This is a genomic window from Kordia sp. (assembly GCF_965224175.1).
GTDB lineage: Bacteria > Bacteroidota > Bacteroidia > Flavobacteriales > Flavobacteriaceae > Kordia.
Genome location: NZ_OZ245041.1, coordinates 4468002 through 4488541, shown reverse-complemented (window position 1 = coordinate 4488541; position 20540 = coordinate 4468002). Strand labels below are relative to the sequence as shown.

The window sequence follows — 20540 nt, the reverse complement described above, 5'->3', positions numbered from 1 at the left end:
CATGGCAATAGAAAACATTCCAGAAATTTATCTTACTAGCACAAAAAAGAAACCAGATGTGTTTGTCTATGATTTTAAAATGACGAATGATGTTGTAAAAAGCAAGGTTAATTTAGGAATGAATATGTTTAGCTTTTTGCAAGTTGGAAAAAAGCAAGTACACTTTGCTGGAAATTCTGTTGCTGTAAATAAAGAGCAATCCTTATTGCTAAAAAAAGGAAATTGGTTATGGACTGAATTATTAGATACTGAAGCCGTTTATTATTGTAAACTATTATTCTTTTCTGAAAAAATACTCAAAGAGTTTTTAGAAAAACACACAGAGACAACACAAAGTGTAAAAGATGAAGTTCCGTATTTTGTCATTCGGAATGATGCGTATATTACTTCGTATCTAAATTCTTTAGCAACAATTCATGAAGCACCTGCAATTTTTATGGAAAACTTACTTTCTGTAAAATTTGAAGAACTCTTACTCTACCTTATCAATAAATACGGAACTACATTTAAGCATTATTTACAATCTTTAATTGTCCAAGAAACATCTTCTTTTAAAAAGATTGTGGAAAGCAAAATACACTCCAACTTAAAACTGGAAGAAATTGCCTTTTTATGCAACATGAGCTTGTCTACATTTAAACGTCACTTTATCAAAGAATATGATGTTTCTCCAGGGAAATGGTTGCAAAACAAACGACTTCAAAAAGCTAAAGAAATGCTGGAGCAAGGAGATTGCAAACCTTCTGATATTTATTTCGATTTTGGATATAACAACCTTTCAAACTTTAGTATTGCGTTTAAAAATAAATTCGGATATAGTCCTAGTAAAGTTTCTTAAAAGTCCTTCTTTTTAAATTATGACCTTTTTTCATAAATCTATGACCTTTTTTGGTAATCGATAAGAACACTTTCTGCTGTTATTTTGCCTACAATTAGTAATTAAAAAAAACAGTAAGTTATGAATATCACATTAAAGCAAGCAGAAAAAATAGTTTCAGTAGCCAAAGAAAAATCTATCGAGATTGATACAAAAATGAATATTGCCGTAGTTGATGCAGGAGCTAATTTAGTAGCATTTGCGCGTATGGATGGCGCATGGTTAGGTTCATTAGACATATCTATCAAAAAAGCAAAAACAGCACGTTATTTTGACATGAACACAGGAATTATTGGAGAGTTATCGCAACCTGGTGGAGCACTTTATAACATTGAACATTCTAATAACGGATTGATTACATTTCCTGGTGGCGTACCAATTAAAAACGCAGCAGGCGAAATTATTGGAGCAATTGGTGTAAGTGGAAGTTCTGTTGAAAATGATCATACAGTAGCAGAAGCTGGCGCTTTGTCACTTTAACAAAACACTCAATTATAAATAAAAAAGCGGTCTTAACTATTGTTAGATCGCTTTTTTAGTATGCGATAGTCATACATACTACTTTCCTAATTTTCTAAATAATTTAGTTTTTTACCAATCGTTTGGTAAATATAGAATTTCATCATACATTTGTACCATGAGACCACAAAAAGTATTAGATAACGATATTTTAATCGGCTTAACCAAAGTTTTTCGTTCCAACGGATATGAAGGTGCAAGTTTGAAAGAATTAGCCGAAGCGACTGGCTTAAAGAAAGCAAGTTTATATCACCGATTTCCAAACGGAAAACAAGAAATGGCAGAAGCAGTTTTTAGTTATATCAGTACGTGGGTAAAAGAACATATTTTTCAACCATTACAAAATGAGCAACATACAGCTGAGTTGCGCCTTAAAAACGGATTAGATGGTATTCGAAAATTGTATGATAACGGAAACGAAGTCTGCATTTTTAGAGCCTTGTCTATGCAAACAGGTTTGGAATTGTTTGAACAACAAATTAACAATGGCATGACACAATGGATTGACGCTTTTACTGAAATCGGAATTGTTTTAGGTTTCACTCCTACGGAAGCTTCACAACATGCTTTACAAACCTTAATTGAAGTACAAGGAAGTTTGATTGTGACTAAAGGAATGGACACTATTTCTGTGTTTGAGAACACTATAAAAAGAATTGAAAATCGCTATCTAAAGACTTAAAAAAATTTAATTAATCAATTTACCGAACGTTTGTTAAAATACAGTAACAATGACTAAAGAAGAACAGAAATATCCATTGCCACCTTTTACGAGAGATACGGCAATACAGAAAATTCAAATGGCAGAAGATGCTTGGAATAGTAAAGATCCTATTAAGATTTCAAAAGCATATACTGTAGATACAGAATGGCGAAATCGCGATCAATTTGTTAATGGTAGAGCTGAAGTACAAGCTTTTTTGGCTGATAAATGGACAAAAGAACTCAATTACAAATTGAAAAAGGAACTCTGGACATACAACGAAAATCGAATTGCAGTTCGCTTTGAGTATGAATATAGAAACGAATCTGGACAATGGTTTAGAGCGTATGGAAACGAAAATTGGGAATTTGACGAAAATGGATTGATGCGAAAACGCTACGCAAGTATCAATGATCTCGCTATTAAAGAATCTGAACGAAAGTTATAAAATCATGAAAAATATATTTAGCACACTACTCTTGACTGCACTATTAGTTATGAGTTGTCAAACAACAGAAAAAAATTCAACAGAAAAACAAAAAAAAATGACACATACAGAAATTACTACAACTACTAATGATGTGAACTATAAAACTATCAAAGTTAATAATGTAAATATTGCATACCGTGAAGCTGGAAATCCTGAAAACCCAACAATTGTATTACTACATGGTTTTCCTGCATCGTCACATCAGTATCGAAAAGTATTACAATCGTTAGGTGACGAATTTCACTTGATTGCTCCAGATTATCCAGGTTTTGGAAATAGTGATTTTCCTTCTCGTGATAGTTATACCTATACATTTGATACTATTGCAGCTACAATTAATAGTTTTTTAGAACAGAAAAACATCAATTCGTACGCTATTATGATGCAAGATTATGGCGCGCCTATTGGTTTTAGAATTGCAACTGCACATCCAGAAAGAGTGACTGCCATTATTACTCAAAATGGAAATGCTTATGAAGAAGGACTTGGCGCAGCTTGGAAAACTACAAAAGATTTGTGGGCAAACAGAAATGAAGAAACTGAGAAAACAATGTTACATGCATTTTCATTAGAAGGTTTGGAATGGCAATACACACACGGAACTCGAAATCCTGAGTTGGTAAATCCAGACAATTGGCATTTAGATTATTACCGTATGCAGCGACCAAATGCACATAAAATGCACCTCGATTTGTTTTATGATTATCAGAATAATATAAAACTATATCCAAAATGGCAGCAATTTATTAGAGAACATCAACCACCAGTTTTAGTGGTTTGGGGAAAGAATGATGCCTTTTTTCCAGAAAGTGGAGCCGAAGCTTTCAAGAAAGATGCTAAAAATATCGAGTATTACATATACGATACAGGACATTTTGCTTTGGAAGAAGATGGCATAGACATCATACAAAAAATGCGTGTTTTTATGAAAAAATTATCAAAATAAGACGATTTCTATTTATTAGTTTTTAAATCGATTCGAATGCAGTGGAGATTTAATAGAGATAATATATATTTCAATTAAATCTTCACTGCATTATATTTGATGTTTTTTAATAAGATGTTCAGGTCTAACTCATGAAAAAAATTCTATATTTATAGAAATACAGCGATCCATGCAAAATCTCATTTCATTACTTCAAGAGCAAAAAGCAGCCTATACAGGAAATCATAAAGACCTAACCAAACTGATTAATAAAATTGACTCAACGACACATGCGCCAACGTCTGAAAAACATATCAAAAGAATGGTTCCTTTTGTAAAAACACCACTACTTGTTGATTATGTAAACACGACGCTAAAACACTATTTTGAACAGAAAAATAATTTTACAAAAGATTTAAATGGATTGAGTTTTTATGATATTAAAGAAACATGGTATTTATTCACGTTACTCGTTTGTAGTGACAAAATAGAAACTACAGTGTCCCACATTATAGAAACGATGTTGGCTTCCAAAAATGCCGATCTATCTATCGCTCGAAGAATTCTGAATTTATGTAAAAATCCAGTATATCAAACACAGCTTAACGACATAGAAAGCTATTTTGAGAAGCACAATAAATCTACAAAAGTATATCAATGGATGCATGCGCTTCAGGTTACTTCGCCAACAACATTTAATTGGGAATTTGTTTTTCAATTACAAGCAAGTCAAGTTACTACTGGAAAAACTGAATTTACCGACAATCTTTTTCTATCTGTGCGAGGTTTTGAACCTAAAGGAAATGGCGCATCTTTTCAAATTGACCTTACTGATAGTAATCGAGATATTTACGCTACTTGGAATGATTTTTCAAAAGAAAATTATTGTTCTTTCAAAAACAAAAAGATACAACTCTCTTTAGTTCCAAATCTTGAAAACCTAAAAGATTTCATCAAAGAATTGGAAGCAGTTTTTAACCTTGAATTTGATAGAACCTATGACTTTCAATATTTCACAAGAGGATTCAAGAATAAAAATAATATCCAAAAATGGTTGAGAGAAAAATAGAGACTATCTTGTATAATACTTAACACATAACAAAATGGTGAAACTAAAATTTATAGCATTAGTCTTTACTTGTTTTATTGGAGTACTAATTACAAAATATGTACAAACCGATGCTGTTATCTTGATAGACAATATTCATCTCCAGAAAAAAGACAACGGAAAGTTTAATTTAATTTTTGAAAGAGGAACAAGCGTTGAAATGATTTTTAGGAATGTTGATTCACTATGTTTCAAAGAAAATTTAGATTTCTTAATTTATTGTGACAATAAAGAAGGCAAAAAAAGGTGGTTTTATACATATGGAGACATCGCTTATATGCCACGAAAAGTATTTGGAAATTGGCACGACGGCGAATTTAGAAAGTATCGCTTAAAAGAAATATACCAGGAAAAACTTTATAAAAAATTAAAGTCAGCAGAAGAAGTTTGGAAACAATATCATTAACTAAAAAAACTCCCAAAAACAGAACGTTTCAAGGAGTTTTTTCTATAAATTGTAAAATCAATCTTAAGTAGGTTTCTCAAAAATATGTATCGTATTTTTGGTGAGATTCTGAATCAAGTTCAGAATGACGTATCTTTTTACAACGCATTATCCTTGATATCTTGCACTACTTCTGGATTTAATAATGTACTGATATCTCCTAAGTTTTCAGCATCTTTCCCCGCAATTTTTCGCAAAATACGTCGCATGATTTTCCCTGAACGTGTTTTTGGTAAACCTTTGGTAAATTGCACTTTATCTAACTTTGCAATAGGTCCAATTTGCTCCGTAATAATTTGATTGATTTCTTTGCGAAGGTTATCATGATTTCTACTTTCTCCTGTTTCTTTTAAGGTTACATAACCGTACAACGCATTTCCTTTTACATCATGTGGAAATCCTACAATTGCCGATTCTGCCACAGCTGGATGTTCGTTGATCGCATCTTCAATTGGTGCTGTTCCTAAGTTATGACCAGAAACAATAATTACATCATCTACTCTACCCGTAATTCTGTAATAACCAACTTCATCGCGCAAAGCGCCATCTCCTGTAAAATATTTGTTTTCGTACGCTGAAAAGTATGTGTCTTTGTATCGCTGGTGATTTCCCCAAATAGTTCGTGCCATACTTGGCCAAGGAAACTTAATACAAAGTCGTCCATCTACTTGATTTCCTTTGATTTCCTCTCCGTTTTCGTCCATCAATGCAGGTTGAATTCCTATAAATGGCAACGTTGCATAGGTTGGTTTTGTTGGTGTTGCAAAAGCAATTGGTGTAATCATAATTCCACCTGTTTCTGTTTGCCACCATGTATCTACAATCGGCGCTTTTCGTTTGCCGACATTGTCATCATACCAATGCCAAGCTTCTTCATTGATCGGCTCTCCTACTGTTCCTAGTACTTTTAAAGAGGATAAATCGTGTTTTTCTAAATGTTCAACACCTTCTTTTGCCAATGCTCTAATGGCAGTTGGAGCTGTATAAAATTGATTGACTTTGTGTTTTTCAACAATTTCCCAAAAACGTCCAAAATCTGGGTAACTCGGTACGCCTTCAAACATTACTGTTGTAGCTCCATTACATAACGGACCATATACAATGTAACTATGTCCTGTAATCCATCCAATATCTGCCGTACACCAATACACATCTTTTTCACGGTATTGGAATACATTTTTAAACGTATACGCGCTATATACCATATATCCTGCGGTAGAATGTACCATTCCTTTTGGTTTTCCCGTTGATCCAGAAGTATAGAGAATAAATAATGGATCTTCGGCATTCATAATCTCAGGATCACAATCTTTATACGCTTCGTCAAGCAAAGGTTGTAGCCAATGATCGCGCTCTGCTTCCATGTGAATATCTGAGTTGATTCTTTTAGCAACCAATACATTTTCTACACAATCACAATCTTTTAAAGCTTCATCTACAATTCCTTTTAAGTCAATTGTTTTTGAACCACGATATGATCCGTCACTTGTAATCACCATTTTACAAGTCGCGTCGTTAATTCTAGTAGATAGTGCTGTGGAAGAAAATCCTGCGAAAACTACAGAATGAATGGCTCCAATTCTAGCGCAAGCTAAAACTGAAATTGCTAATTCAGGAATCATCGGCAAATAAATACATACGCGATCACCTTTACCTATTCCTTTTTCTTTGAGTACATTGGCAAAACGACATACTTTTTCGTGCAGTTCTCTGTAAGAAATATGCTGAGCTTCTTCAGTTGGATCGTTTGGTTCAAAAATAATGGCTGTTTTATCACCACGTGTATAGAGATGGCGATCAATACAGTTTTCTGTAATATTGAGTTGTGCTCCTTCAAACCATTTCACTTCTGGTTTTGAAAAATCCCAACTTAGCACGTTGTCCCATTTTTTTCGCCAAAGAAAATGTTCTTCTGCAATTTCTTCCCAAAATACTTCAGGGTTTCGAACAGATTTTCGATATACTTGATAATATTCTTCTAAGTGTTTTATATGATAATTACTCATGGTTGCTTAATTTTTATTTATAAATGCCAATACGATAATTCTTGTAGATGGCTTTTATTTCGTTGATTATAGTCACATCGTCAATGGTTGACGGAATTTTGTATTCGTTTTTGTCTGCAATATTTCGCAGTAATTTACGTAGAATTTTTCCACTACGTGTTTTTGGCAATCTATTTACGATTAAAACATCTTTGAATGATGCTACTGCTCCAATTTCTTGCCGTACTTCTTGTATGATTTCTTTTTGAATGTTATCATTTTCAAGGCTTTCGCCAGATTTTAAAATGACCAAACCTAATGGCTTTTGCCCTTTTATCTCACAATGCACACCAAATACTGCGCATTCAGCGACAGATTTATGAGATGCGACAACTTCTTCCATTTCTGCAGTAGACAAACGATGTCCAGCTACATTGATGATATCATCAACACGACCTGTGATAAACACATAGCCATCTTCATCTCTATATCCGCCATCACCTGAAAAATAATATCCTGGAAAACGTTCTAGATATCCTTTTTGGAAGCGTTCTGTATTTCCCCATAGGTTTTGTAGTGTGCCAGGAGGCAATGGTAATTTAACAACCACATAACCTTCTTTTTGTATCAAGGCTTTTTTTCCCGCTTCATTTACAATTTGAATATCATATCCACAAACTGGAAAATTTGCAGAACCTGCTTTAATTGGTTGTAATTCTACACCAGCCATATTTGCTAACATTGGCCAGCCACTTTCTGTTTGCCACCAATGGTCAATGACTGGAACGTTCAGTTTATCTTTGACCCAATTTAATGTAGCAACATCACAGCGTTCACCTGCTAAAAATTGATATTTTAAACAAGACATATCAAATTGTTCTAGTAATTTTCCTTCTGGATCTTCTTTTTTAATGGCTCTAATTGCTGTTGGTGCTGTAAACATTACTTTTACTTTGTGCTCACTAATTACACGCCAGAATGTAGAAGCATCAGGTGTTTTGATTGGTTTTCCTTCAAAAAGAATTGTTGTGTTTCTATGTAACAAAGGTCCATATACAATATAACTATGTCCTACTACCCAACCAACATCACTGGCTGCCCAATATGTATCGCCTTCATCAACTCCATATACATATTTCATAGAAAATTTTAGCGCTGTCGCATAACCACCTGTATCACGAATAATTCCTTTTGGTGTTCCTGTAGTCCCAGAAGTGTATAGAATGTAAGATGGATGCGTAGATTCTAGTGGAATTGCATCTACAGAAAGTGCATTTTCTACTAAAAAATCATAATCGACATCATACGTTTTTTGTGGAATTTCTACGCCTAGTTTTCTATCAAACACAATTACGTTTGCTGGTTTGTGCATTGCTTTTTCAATTGCTTCATCAACAAAAGGTTTGTATGGAATGATACGTTTAATTTCTATTCCATTAGATGCAGTAATGACTGCTTTTGGTTTACAATCATCTATACGAATAGCAAGTTCGTGTGGTGCAAATCCACCAAAAACTACTGAGTGAATAACACCTATTCGTACACAAGCTAGCATGGCATAGATTGCTTGTGGAATCATTGGCATATAGATAATACATGTATCGCCTTTTTGCAGTCCTAATTGTTGTAATCCTCCAGCCAGTTTAGATACTTCTTTATGTAACTCGTTAAACGTAATGTATTGCTTTTTTTGAGTGACAGGAGTATCGTAAATGATCGCATTTTGTTCGCCAAAACCATCGTTAATATGCTTGTCAATGCACAAGTAACTCAGATTGAGTTTTCCATCTTCAAACCATTGATAATAGTTGTATGTATCTTTGGAAAGTATTGTTTTTGGTTGAGTATGCCAGTCAAGTTGATCTGCTTGTTCTTGCCAAAAAACTTCGGGTTGCTCTATACTTTTTTGATAGAATTCTTGATATTTCATGACTTCGATTTTTTGGGATTGAATAATCCAAACCAATTCGGATTTAACACTTTAAGCTTTATCAACGCCCAAATAATCACCACAAAACATATACCCATGATTAAAGAGTTCATAGTACTCACATTTGCTTCACTTTCATACTTTAATCGAACGAAAAGAGTTGCTACAGCATAGATCGTTATGATAACATCTGATGCTAGTGGATTGATACGTAATTTCATGTCTTCAAAACTTTAATTAAATATTGTTTGTTTGCACACAAAACCAACATTTTTTAAAAGACTTAGAAGACTTTCTAAGTTATTAATTCCAGAATTTCTGAAATTATTTTTTTTACTGAAAAAGGTTTTGTTAAATATTTATCTGCTCCAAGTTTTATACCTTTTTCAATGTCTGAAGCTTTATTTTTAGCAGTTAGAAACACAACTTTTGTATGTTGCAAACTGTCATTTTTTTTGATGTGTGTCAACGTTTGGTATCCATCTACATTTGGCATCATAATATCTAACAATACGACATCAGGTGTTTGATGTTGTAAAATTTCTAATGCTTCACTTCCATCTCTCGCAATAAACACTTCAAAATGTTGCTTTTTAAAAGCATATTCTAGTGACATTACGATGTTTGGTTCATCGTCAACAATTAATATTTTCTTCATTGCTTTATAACTGACACCAATTTACTTAAAAGGTAGCGTAAAAACAAGTGTAGCGCCATTTTTTAAAGCTTTTTTTGCCCATATTTTTCCGCCATGTTTTTCTACAATTTGTTTTGTAATAGCAAGTCCCAATCCACTACCTTGAGGTTTGATTGTATTTTGATGTCTTGATTGATAAAATTTATCAAAAATATAGTCATGATCTTCCGCAGCAATGCCTTTTCCGTTGTCTTGTACACTCACCTCAACTTCACCATTCCCAAGTTTAAAATCGATGGTAACTTTACCGTTTTCTTTTGGACAAAACTTGATTGCATTTGATAGTAAATTTGTCAATACTTGCAGAATGCGATCTTCATCATAACTAATTGTAATTGCATGTGCTGTTTTGTTATTGATTTTTATATTTTTCTTAGAAGCAATTTGCTGAATGCTTGTCACTGCTTTTTCAATTGTTTTTTGAAGATCTTTTGCTTGCAAATCTAAATGTAAACGCCCTGTTTCAAGTTTTTCAAAATCTAAAATGTTATTGATTAGACGCGCTAAACGATCAGAATCTTGAAGAATGTTTTTTAGAAATTGATTTTTCATGTCTTTCGGCATATCACCTTGATCATCCATCAAAAGTTCAGTTGCCGCACGAATTCCTGTGATAGGTGTTTTTAATTCATGTGCAACCGTATCTAAAAATTCATCTTTTTGTTTGTCTTTTGTGATGAGTTCTTCATTGACATTTTTTAATTTGGAAGATAGTTGTGAAAGTTCTTCCGATTTTTCACGCAACACTTTGTTGTTGACAATATTTTCTTTGGATTCTTCTAGTATTTTCAAAACTTCTACCAAACTAATCTGCTCTTCTTTCACTACACTTGCTATGAGTATTTTTGCAGAAGCTCCACCAATACTACCTGTTAATAGTTTTTCTGAAAAATTAATCAATCTCGCGTCTGCTAGTTGCGTATCTGGCGATAAATCATATTTGGTAAAAAAGATTTTTAAAGCACGTGTTGCTTCTTTTTCTCCTAAAAAACGAACCAAGACATTTTTTATATCTGACACATATGCTTCTCCTTTCCAGACCAAAGCACTATCTTGAAGTGTTGCAAAATTACTGCTATCTACAAACATTTCTGCATAGTTTCGTTCGCGATAATTTCCTTTAGAAGTTAAAGAAAACGTCAGATAACACAATACATTACACGTTATACTCCAAAAGAAAGCATGTGCTGGTGGACTTAAAAAATCAATTCCGAATAAAGCATATGGTTTTAGTATTTCAATGCCATTCAATCCATATTGGGTAAAATCGTCTGTTCCCGTGTATGCTTGTAATACAAAAGGTAAAACCAAGGTGTATAACGTGATTAATGTTCCGACAATGATTCCTATAATTGCTGCTTTGGAAGCACCACGATTCCAAAATAATCCAATGAAAAATGATGGTGCCAGTTGTGAGATGATGACAAATGAAATGAGTCCGATAGAATATAATGATAGTTCTTTAGAAAAGGATATGTAGAAAAAATAAGCACCTATGATAATGAGGAAGATTGAAATTCTACGAATATTTTTGATGTTTTTTGAATTTCGCTCTGTTTGGTTTTTAATAAATTTATCTAGGAAACCATACGGAATGATCAAATTGTTACTTACCATAGTAGAGAGTGCTAATGTGGAAACAATTACCATGGAAATTACGGCTGAAAATCCTCCTAAAAAGACTAAAGTTGCTAAAAACGAATTACCATTTTCTAGCGGAAGTAATAAAGTGTAATATTCTGCATTTTGTGTATCTCCAAACGTGAGTTTTCCTGCCCAAGCAATAAAAATTACAAAGAAGTTAAAGAGCAATAAATATAGTGGAAATAACCAGATTGCTTTTTTTAAATGCTTCTCGCGGTTGTTTTCTAAAACAGATACTTGAAATTGTCTAGGCAATAGAAAAATGGCAATGAACGCTAGCGCAATCATGAAAAACCAATCAAAACCATTCTCTACATTTCCAAGAGTGATCAGTTGCTTGAAGTTTTCTGCAGTAGACATTTGGTTGTAAATATCAGATGTTCCATCAAAGAGATAAAAAGTAATATACACACCAATAATCAAGAAAAATATCAGTTTTAATATCGATTCAAAAGCAACAGATGCAATGATTCCTTTGTGTTTTTCCGAAGCATCGGTATTTTGAGTTCCAAAAAAAGTGGCAAAAATTGCTAAAAGTAACGCTACATAAAACGTGGAATCGTCAAATACCGTTGTAGATACATAACTAGTTTCATCTGCCATAATTTCAAAGGTTTCTGAAACTGCTTTTAGCTGCAACGATATATATGGTAAAGTTCCTAAGAGACAAACAATTGTAACCAGCGCGCCTAAGAATCGGTTGTTTCCATAACGTAGCGAAATAAAATCGGCAATGGAAGATATTTTATGCTGTTTTGATATTCGAATAATTTTCCGCAAAACAATAATCCATAAAGGAGCTGCAATAACTGGTCCTAGATAAATAGGCAAAAAGTTGATTCCTGAATTGGCTGCAATACCAATACTTCCATAATATGTCCAAGCTGAACAATATACAGCTAAAGAGAATGTATATACATACGGATTGTTCACCCATTTACTTTGTCGTTTTTTTTCAGCTAAAAACGCTATGTAAAAAAGTACCGCAAGGTAACTTATGATGATAAAAATTAGGATATAATTATTCATAATGACGTTTTAACACGATATATGAAATAATGATCGAAGTCAACCAAATGGAAAAGATAGAAAAATAAAACGTTGGAATTCCCAAAAACGCACCTCCTTTGTTGAATGTTAACACAAAAGGAATATTGAATAGCAATAACAATGCAATTGCTAATACTACTAATTTTTGTTCGTGCCGTTTTTTCATTTAATTGAATTGTTTGGTATATAAATTTAAGAAAAAATCAACACTACAAGTTTGCAGTGTTGATTTTAAACTAACTTAATTTAATCGTATTAATGACTTGAAGCTTCTCCTGCTCCAGAAGGAATTCTAATGTTTTCCACCATTTCTTGTACATCTTTTGGTGGTGCGGCAGTCATTCGTGAAACAACTACGGAAACAATTACATTTACAATCATTGCGATAGTTCCGAAGCCTTCGGGTGAAGTTCCAAACCACCATTCACTTTTTGGTAATGGATCCATAACGCCGATGAGTCCTGTTTTGTAGCGAATCATGTAAAATAGCATTAGTAAAATACCAACAACCATTCCTGCTATTGCGCCTTCTTTGTTCATTCGTTTGTCAAAAATTCCTAGAATAATTGCAGGGAAAAATGATGCGGCTGCTAACCCGAATGCCAAGGCGACGACGGCGGCGACAAATCCTGGCGGATAAATTCCGAATAATCCAGCAATGATAATAGCTACTAATATTGAAATACGTGCTGCTAATAATTCTCCTTTGTCTGAAATATTTGGTCTTAATTGTTTTTTGATTAAATCGTGAGAGATTGATGTTGAGATTACTAATAATAATCCTGCAGCTGTAGATAATGCTGCTGCTAATCCTCCAGCGGCAACCAACGCGATTACCCAGTTTGGAAGTTTTGCAATTTCTGGATTTGCCAACACCATAATATCTCTATCAACATATAATTCATTTGTAGCTGTGCTAGCATTTGAAATCATACGTTCTCCATGCGTACCTCTGGCTTCTGTATATACTGGTTTTTTACCATTGAGTGCATTTCCAGCAACATATTGAATTTTTCCATCACCATTTTTATCTGCCCAAGCAATTAAGCCTGTATTTTCCCAGTTTTTAAACCAAGCTGGAATTTCTGTGTATTCTTTTTCGCTTACTGTTTCTATTAAGTTTGTTCTGGAGAATACTGCAATTGCTGGCGCAGTTGTATATAGAATAGCAATGAATAATAATGCTAATCCTGCAGATTTACGCGCATCTTTTACTTTTGGCACTGTAAAGAAACGTACAATTACATGTGGTAATCCTGCCGTTCCGACCATTAGTGCCAAGGTAATTGCAAATACATCCCAAGTAGATTTTGTTCCGCTGGTATATTCGTTAAATCCAAGTTGTGTATGCAGTTTATCAAGTTTATCTAAGAGAAATCCGCCACCTTCTACTTCTCCACCCATTCCTACTTGCGGAATGATGTTTCCTGTCATTTGCATAGAGATAAAAAATGCTGGTACCATGAAAGCGAAGATTAATACACAGTATTGTGCAACTTGTGTATACGTGATTCCTTTCATTCCGCCTAAAAAGGCAAAAATTAAAACCACTGTCATTCCTATAATAACACCTACATTAATATCTACTTGTAAGAATTGAGAAAATACAATTCCTACGCCACGCATTTGTCCTGCTACGTATGTAAATGAAACAATTAATGCGCAGATAACAGCAACTGTTCTTGCTGTATTTGAGTAGTATCGATCTCCAATAAAATCGGGAACTGTAAATTTTCCAAATTTTCGCAGATATGGTGCTAATAATAATGCTAGTAACACATATCCACCAGTCCATCCCATTAAGAATACAGAACCGTCATATCCCATAAAGGAAATCAATCCTGCCATACTTATAAAAGATGCGGCACTCATCCAATCGGCTGCTGTTGCCATACCATTTGCTAAGGGAGAAACGCCTCCACCAGCAACATAAAATTCTTTTGTTGAGCCAGCTCGAGCCCAAATTGCTATTCCAAAATATAGGGCAAAAGTTATCCCTACTAATATCCAAGTCCACGTTTGTACACTCATAATAATTTTTATTTTTCAGGTTAGTTAGGGTTACTCGTCGAAACCGTATTTTTTATCTAATTTGTTCATTAACCGTACGTATACAAAGATGAGAATTACGAATACGTAAATAGATCCTTGTTGTGCAAACCAGAAGCCTAGTTTGAATCCGCCAAGTCTAAATTGATTGAGTTCTTCTCTGAATAGAATTCCGCAACCATAGGAAACCACAAACCATATAGCGAGTAAAATGGCAAGGTATTTTATGTTTTCTTTCCAGTACGCTTTTGCGCGTTTTTGTTTTTCATTGCTCATAGTTGGTTGGTTTTACAGGTAAATCATTGCTTGAAGCGTTATGGTACTTACTGCATCAGCATTACCGTATTTTGTATTAAAATATTCAAGACTTAGTTTTGAATGATGTCCACTAAGATATGTATTTATTCCTACACCAAAAGAAGTAGCATTGTCATCAATTGCGTCTATTTGTCTGCTATCAAATTGTACATACGGTTGAAATTTCGTTGCTTTTTCGGTTGCAAATAAATAGCCAACGTGTCCGTGAAGTAGTGAACCTGTTTCATACGTTCGTCCTAAAGTATAGTCTTTTCCATAATCGTTGAATTGTGCTAGAGCATATGCTGTAATTGCCGCTCCTTTGCCACCAATTGGTGCATCGTAAAAAGCATCTACAGCATAAATAGATACATCTTCACCTGCTAATTCTCCAGCAGAATTTGCAATGACTGAACCTTTTGGATGGAAAAAGAATCCAGCTCCGACATTGAATACTTTTTTTCCACCTAAATAGCTTCCTACTTTGTATGGTAAGAAATTAGATTCTTGATCTAAGAAGTGATAGTCAAAATATCCTGCATACGTTCTTCCTGCATCTTTTGATCCTAACAAGCGTCTTCCTGCATATACTGCAGCTCCGCCAGGTGTTGGCGTTGCAGATTCTTGCAAATTGTTTGTTACAGCATCATTAATTGCTACTCGGTATTGAAATCTGTCAAATTTTCCTTTGAGATACACTCCTATATGACGTGCAAATTGATCTGAAAGACCAATGGTTGCCCAAGACTGACGTTGATTGTCAAGCGTCAGCATATTAAGTGTACTCTGATTGTTAGCTCTAGAGATTCCATTCCAATAGTGCAAACCACCTCCGATAGCGTGATCTTTGGTTAACGTAAATTGCCCCCAAACATCGTGGAAGAAGAGTTGAGAACTGTCTCCTTTTCCTGTTGGTGATAAATTATCTCCGTTAAGACTGTTGAGTCCAAAATGTGTAAGAATTAAAAAACGTTTATTGATTTGTGCATACATAAGTACGCGTGCTCTACGCAAACTGAAATTTAAATCACTTTGTTCATTTCCATTAGCGTCTAAAGGTCTGTCTGAATTGTGTTGTGCCCAAATTTGTGCCCATGAAATGATTCGGAAGTATTTAGAACCATCTTCATTGAGTTTTACTTTCATTCCGCCATTGTAATCTGGCGCACCTTGAGCGTTTGTATATTGGAAAGTGACTAGAAATAGTCCGACCAACAAAAGGGTTAGTTTTCTCATTGTTGTAAAAGAGTTAGTTGGTATTACATTGGTTTTGTGTGCAATGCTAAACTCTAAAAAACAGCGAGATAAATAAAAATAACTATATTTTTTTGTTAATTTACTATACTAATCTTTGAAACGTTCCCATTTAATCAACATAAATTTATCACCTAATTCTGTTACAATGACTCCTGCTCCTTTTACGTTTTCGGCATTTTGAAAGTAATTTCCAAGCTCATCTGCGTTAAGAATTTTATAAGTTGGGTGATAGTTAGCATTATAAGGACGTTTGATGTTGTACTTCTTCACCCAATTCATGATACTTACATGTGATATTCCTAAAATACGTTCAATTTCACGATAGGTTAATCCTTCTAAATATAACTGTAAAGATTTGTTGACATAATAATCATCAATCTTCTTCCCTATCTTATTTACAGAGAAAAAATAATTGCATTTTTTACATTTGTAGCGTTGTCTATTACTGACAATTCCACTTTTTATGTATTGATCTGAACCGCAATTTGGACATAAGTCTATTTTCATTTATTTCTTTTTATTTTACAGATTCCATCCAACAATATTTACACAAAAATATCATTCAGATAATCAAAAGATTACATTGACTTTAATTTACGTATATTAATTTAGCATAAATATATCAATTTAGCAATAAAACAGCAAGTATTGAACTTATTGAATTTAAAAAGTAAACAGTCTAGTGTAATTTGAATACCAGAATTTTACATTTTAAGTATTATTTGATATCGGAAAAATAGCGTTGAATACTATTATCTCTGAACTGAGAAATAGTATCTTAAAAAGACATATTGATTTACTGCGCTAAACTTATTCTCATGTTCCTTAAAATCAAAATCATAAGATTAAAAAGCACGTTTCAAACCGTATATAACAGTTCTTGAATACAATTATTTTTTTAGAATGGTTCGCAAACCTCTTTTAATGATATAGGCAGTTTCTTTGGTAGAAGATTCTTTTTCCCATTGTTTACAAAGGTTTTCTACCCAATTAGGTTGTGACTTGCTGGCATCGTTCAACCAATTTCCAACAGCATCGCGCACATATTTTGAAGTATCTGATTGTAAAGGCGTTAGTATTGATAAAGCTTTCGCTGGATTTTCTTGGAAAGCTGCTATTTTTTTCGTCCAAACACCAATTGGACGCATAGATTCGACTGCGAAACGGCGAACGTTTTCATCGGTACTCATTGTCCATTTAGATAATAATTCTACGGAAGTGTCCAAATCATTCATCATACGCTCTTTTGTAGCAAAAATAACGACTTCTCTAACGCCAAAATGTGTATCAGCCGCATATACTTTCATCGCGTTTAGCAAGCTAGAAACAGTATCATGATGCGTACTTTCTGCCCAACATGCCCAACATCTTACCAAATCGGAAGTATGATTTTTTAAGACATCATATATTTGAGTATTGGAAGTAAGTATGCCTAAAGTTTCTCCTATTACTTTTGTATTGCTGTTTGCTGTTGGTTTTTTCTGCGCATTTACTGCAACTTCAAAATCAGGAAACCAAGCTAGTTTGTCCAGTTGCTCTAAAACTAATTTTAATAGCTCCAATTGATCCGTAGCCAACCATTCCATGAGATTTTTCGTCTCTATCAGTCCTTTATTTAAATATTCAATTACTTCTGGATTGAGATCTTTTAAGCTTCTTGGTCCTTTTCTGTTGGTAATGTGTTCAGGAATCATGTAATCGTATTTTAAAGTTTCTAAAGTACATAATTCTCAAAATATCTTATAATTTCTGTCTTGTTTTAAGGTATTATTTTGATTTTGATGAAGAAACTCGTAGTTTCAGTTCATAAAAGATAACTTTATGATTCGTCTAAAAAAACACCAAATTGTTTATTTGTTTTGTTTCACAGTAACAATACTTACATCTTCATTTGCAATCGGTCAAACTGTTACTGTTAAAAATGATAGTATTAGTATTGCCAATACAAAATGGTCTGGAACAGATTCTGACGGTGATTTTTATGAGTTTCATTTTTTACCTGACGGACATGTTGCGTACAAGACGAATACAGAACGCGAACGTACTGTTTCTTTTAGAGATGAAGAGGACATTTGGAGCCAAAACGGAACTAAAGTTATTATTGCTTTAGGGAATACTTCTGTACAAATTGGAGAAATTAAGGATAAAGAAATGAAAGGTACAGCTTGGAATAAATTTGGTAGAACCTGGACTTGGAGCTTAAAAAAATTATCTAAATAGCGTATTTAAAACTTTAAGAATTGATTTCTTCAAACATGCCTCTTCCTTTTTCTGTTAAGTAAGGAAAGATTTTTAATTTCAAGAGCTTTGCTTGTCCTGAGGTTTCTTCTTTAGTGATTGTATCCTTGTCTATTGACAAAGTAGCGAGCCAAAAATCACTCATAATTCGTAAACTCATAAACAGATATTTATATTCATCTTCTATTAATTCTTCTCTTATGATATTTGTTCGAATCAACTCAGCAACCAACATTTCAAACTGGAATTCTCTTATTTTTATAAGCTCTCTGTAATGAGATTGTATGGTTGGATAATTTCGAGTTATATGTACAAAGTCCAACATGATGAAGCGATATTCATAAAAACCTTCTGCTATTGCATCAGAAATCTTAAAAAAAGATTGCAATACGTTTTCTGCATCTATATTTTCTAAAGCAATTGCATCTAATTTTGCTACTAAATCAAGGTATAAAGACTCAACAATAGTATCTCGTTTCTTAAAATGATACGTCAAATTCCCCAAACTAATGTCCATATCATTTGCAATAGTACGCAGAGAAACTTCCGAAATACCTTGTTCGTTGAAGAGTCGTAATGCGCTCTCTAAAATTTTTTCTTTGGTGTTTTTCACGTTCAAACAATACTATTTAGTACAAAAGTACTATTTTTGCATTAGTACAATTGTACTAATCGTGAAGAACATATGAAAAAAGTAGATATTATAGGCGCAGGAATTGGTGGATTGACAACAGCTTTAGCCTTAGAAAAACAAGGAATTGAAGTTACAATTTATGAACAAGCGGAAAGCATCAAACCGCTTGGTGCAGGCATTATGTTAGCAAGTAATGCGATGAATGTTTATAGAGCGTTACAAATAGATAACGAACTCACTCAGAATGCTATGCCTTTGAATATTATGCATATTACAGATAAAAATCTGAAGGTAATTTCTAAAATTGATTTACAGTATTTTAAAGATACATATGGTTTACAAAGCATTTCAATTCATAGAGGAAAACTGCAAGAAATACTCCTTAAAAATTTAACAACTACAAAAATTCATTTAAACCATAAAGTACAGAATCTAATAAAAGAAAAAGACGGTTATCTTATTAATTTTACAAACAATACATCTGTAAAATCTTCTTTATTACTTGGCGCAGATGGAATTCATTCAAAAGTAAGACACTCACTTTTTCCTAATAGTCATATACGCACTACGAATCAAGTTTGTTGGCGCGGCGTTACGTATTTTAATTTACCGAAACAGTATGAACACAATTTGTATGAAGCTTGGGGAAATGGCGATCGATTTGCTTTTGTTCAGTTTAGTAAAGACCAAATTTATTGGTACGCAGTAAAATCGCGAACAAAAGATGCACAAGAATTTTCAACAGCACAATTGTCAAATTATTTTAAAGACTACGCTCCAATTGCCAAAGAAATAATTGCCTCAACTCCCATAAAGTCTATTCATACAACCATTATGAATGACTTGCAACCTATGCCTACTTGGCATGATGAGTTTGCTTGTCTTATAGGAGATGCGGCACATGCTACGACTCCTAACATGGGACAAGGTGCTTGCCAATCAATTGAAGACGCTCTTGTTATTGCGAAATGTTTGAAACAGTATGATCAAGAAACTGCATTTAAAGAATATCAAAAATTGCGCATGCCGTATGCGCATAAAGTAGTAAAACAAAGTAGGCAAATTGGAAAAATCTCACATTGGAAAAATCCTCTTGCGAAATTTCTACGAAATAGCTTGCTTCAAATCGCTCCTGAAAAACTGAATAGAATGCAAATAGAAAATTTATTCAAGCTCCAAAAAACACTCTCATAGATGAACGTACTTAATATTCACACACGAAAAATTGATGTTGCCAAAACAACTCTTTTACCTTTATTTGAAACACTTTCTGAGAAAGAAGATCGTATCTGGCCAAAAGAAAAATGGCCGTCTATGCGTTTTAAGGATGGACTTGTGAAAGGTGCTGAAGGCGGACACGGACCTGTGGGTTATAAAGTACTTTCATACGATGCAGATGGTTTTGTGAAATTTGAGTTTCAAAAACCAAAAGGTTTCGTTGGCACACATGCTTTTCGTATTACTGCAATCGATAAAAACACATGTGAAATACAACATACTATTGATATGAAAACCCAAGGATTTGCAACCGTTTTGTGGATTTTTGCTATTCGGTGGTTGCATGATGCATTGTTGGAAGATGCTTTTGATAAAGTTGAAAATCAAGTAACAAATAGTTCTAAAAAAACTCCGTGGAATTTATGGGTAAAAATTCTCAGAACAATTCTTAAATAGTAGTATTACATTTTTAGT

The 20540-nt window shown here is 33.7% G+C and carries 22 protein-coding genes; 10 read left to right on the top strand and 12 right to left on the bottom strand.

The genetic code is table 11. The features are described from left to right. Position 1: 1 nt before the first annotated feature. The 7 genes from ACOQOS_RS19420 to ACOQOS_RS19390 all read left to right on the top strand — a co-directional run bounded on the left by ACOQOS_RS19420 (position 2) and on the right by ACOQOS_RS19390 (position 5028). Positions 2-838 (top strand): helix-turn-helix domain-containing protein, encoded by an 837-nt coding sequence (locus ACOQOS_RS19420; RefSeq protein ID WP_420572138.1) that lies wholly within the window; start codon positions 2-4, stop codon positions 836-838. A gap of 120 nt (positions 839-958) precedes the next feature. After that, on the top strand, positions 959-1357 hold the full coding sequence (locus ACOQOS_RS19415; protein WP_420572137.1) for a GlcG/HbpS family heme-binding protein: 399 nt from the start codon (positions 959-961) through the stop codon (positions 1355-1357). A gap of 157 nt (positions 1358-1514) precedes the next feature. Further along, positions 1515-2078 carry a TetR/AcrR family transcriptional regulator gene (locus tag ACOQOS_RS19410; protein ID WP_420572136.1) on the top strand — a complete coding sequence of 188 codons (564 nt, stop codon included), beginning with the start codon at positions 1515-1517 and terminating at the stop codon, positions 2076-2078. Between the two features lie 49 nt (positions 2079-2127). Then, positions 2128-2547, top strand: coding sequence for a DUF1348 family protein (locus ACOQOS_RS19405; protein ID WP_420572135.1), 420 nt, complete (start codon positions 2128-2130; stop codon positions 2545-2547). 4 nt (positions 2548-2551) lie between these two features. Then, positions 2552-3535 (top strand): alpha/beta fold hydrolase, encoded by a 984-nt coding sequence (locus ACOQOS_RS19400; protein WP_420572134.1) that lies wholly within the window; start codon positions 2552-2554, stop codon positions 3533-3535. Positions 3536-3704: 169 nt separating this feature from the next. Continuing rightward, on the top strand, positions 3705-4583 hold the full coding sequence (locus tag ACOQOS_RS19395) for a hypothetical protein (protein WP_420572133.1): 879 nt from the start codon (positions 3705-3707) through the stop codon (positions 4581-4583). 34 nt (positions 4584-4617) lie between these two features. Beyond that, on the top strand, positions 4618-5028 hold the full coding sequence (locus ACOQOS_RS19390) for a hypothetical protein (protein WP_420572132.1): 411 nt from the start codon (positions 4618-4620) through the stop codon (positions 5026-5028). 137 nt (positions 5029-5165) lie between these two features. Here the strand turns inward: ACOQOS_RS19390 and acs are convergent, their stop codons facing one another. The 11 genes from acs to ACOQOS_RS19335 all read right to left on the bottom strand — a co-directional run bounded on the left by acs (position 5166) and on the right by ACOQOS_RS19335 (position 17670). After that, positions 5166-7073 carry an acetate--CoA ligase gene (gene acs / locus ACOQOS_RS19385; RefSeq protein WP_420572131.1) on the bottom strand — a complete coding sequence of 636 codons (1908 nt, stop codon included), beginning with the start codon at positions 7071-7073 and terminating at the stop codon, positions 5166-5168. A gap of 13 nt (positions 7074-7086) precedes the next feature. After that, on the bottom strand, positions 7087-8982 hold the full coding sequence (locus ACOQOS_RS19380) for an acetate--CoA ligase (protein WP_420572130.1): 1896 nt from the start codon (positions 8980-8982) through the stop codon (positions 7087-7089). Next, complete coding sequence (locus ACOQOS_RS19375) at positions 8979-9203, bottom strand: hypothetical protein (RefSeq protein ID WP_420572129.1); 225 nt, start codon at positions 9201-9203, stop codon at positions 8979-8981. The genes ACOQOS_RS19380 and ACOQOS_RS19375 overlap by 4 nt, the downstream gene beginning before the upstream one ends. Before the next feature lie 74 nt (positions 9204-9277). Continuing rightward, on the bottom strand, positions 9278-9640 hold the full coding sequence (locus ACOQOS_RS19370) for a response regulator transcription factor (RefSeq protein WP_420572128.1): 363 nt from the start codon (positions 9638-9640) through the stop codon (positions 9278-9280). Positions 9641-9661: 21 nt separating this feature from the next. Continuing rightward, positions 9662-12352 carry an ATP-binding protein gene (locus ACOQOS_RS19365; protein WP_420572127.1) on the bottom strand — a complete coding sequence of 897 codons (2691 nt, stop codon included), beginning with the start codon at positions 12350-12352 and terminating at the stop codon, positions 9662-9664. Next, a complete protein-coding gene (locus ACOQOS_RS19360; protein WP_420572126.1) occupies positions 12345-12539 on the bottom strand; it encodes a hypothetical protein in 195 nt (64 codons plus the stop codon). The genes ACOQOS_RS19365 and ACOQOS_RS19360 overlap by 8 nt, the downstream gene beginning before the upstream one ends. Before the next feature lie 89 nt (positions 12540-12628). Then, positions 12629-14404, bottom strand: a complete 1776-nt coding sequence (locus ACOQOS_RS19355; protein WP_420572125.1) for a sodium:solute symporter family protein — start codon at positions 14402-14404, stop codon at positions 12629-12631. A 30-nt stretch (positions 14405-14434) separates the two neighbouring features. Then, complete coding sequence (locus tag ACOQOS_RS19350; protein ID WP_420572124.1) at positions 14435-14698, bottom strand: DUF4212 domain-containing protein; 264 nt, start codon at positions 14696-14698, stop codon at positions 14435-14437. A 12-nt stretch (positions 14699-14710) separates the two neighbouring features. Continuing rightward, complete coding sequence (locus ACOQOS_RS19345; RefSeq protein ID WP_420572123.1) at positions 14711-15955, bottom strand: hypothetical protein; 1245 nt, start codon at positions 15953-15955, stop codon at positions 14711-14713. Positions 15956-16063: 108 nt separating this feature from the next. Further along, the gene (locus ACOQOS_RS19340; protein ID WP_420572122.1) at positions 16064-16483 is read right to left on the bottom strand and encodes a transposase-like zinc-binding domain-containing protein; all 420 of its coding nucleotides are present in this window, start codon (positions 16481-16483) and stop codon (positions 16064-16066) included. Between the two features lie 383 nt (positions 16484-16866). After that, positions 16867-17670, bottom strand: coding sequence for a DNA alkylation repair protein (locus ACOQOS_RS19335; protein ID WP_420572121.1), 804 nt, complete (start codon positions 17668-17670; stop codon positions 16867-16869). Positions 17671-17797: 127 nt separating this feature from the next. On the opposite strand from ACOQOS_RS19335, the gene ACOQOS_RS19330 reads away from it, so the two are divergent. Further along, positions 17798-18196 (top strand): hypothetical protein, encoded by a 399-nt coding sequence (locus ACOQOS_RS19330; protein WP_420572120.1) that lies wholly within the window; start codon positions 17798-17800, stop codon positions 18194-18196. A gap of 13 nt (positions 18197-18209) precedes the next feature. Here the strand turns inward: ACOQOS_RS19330 and ACOQOS_RS19325 are convergent, their stop codons facing one another. Beyond that, positions 18210-18827: a TetR/AcrR family transcriptional regulator gene (locus tag ACOQOS_RS19325; protein WP_420572119.1), complete on the bottom strand. Its 618-nt coding sequence runs from the start codon at positions 18825-18827 to the stop codon at positions 18210-18212. A 72-nt stretch (positions 18828-18899) separates the two neighbouring features. On the opposite strand from ACOQOS_RS19325, the gene ACOQOS_RS19320 reads away from it, so the two are divergent. Beyond that, a complete protein-coding gene (locus ACOQOS_RS19320; RefSeq protein ID WP_420572118.1) occupies positions 18900-20042 on the top strand; it encodes an FAD-dependent monooxygenase in 1143 nt (380 codons plus the stop codon). Continuing rightward, complete coding sequence (locus tag ACOQOS_RS19315; protein ID WP_420572117.1) at positions 20043-20522, top strand: hypothetical protein; 480 nt, start codon at positions 20043-20045, stop codon at positions 20520-20522. The last annotated feature ends 18 nt before the right edge of the window (positions 20523-20540 follow it).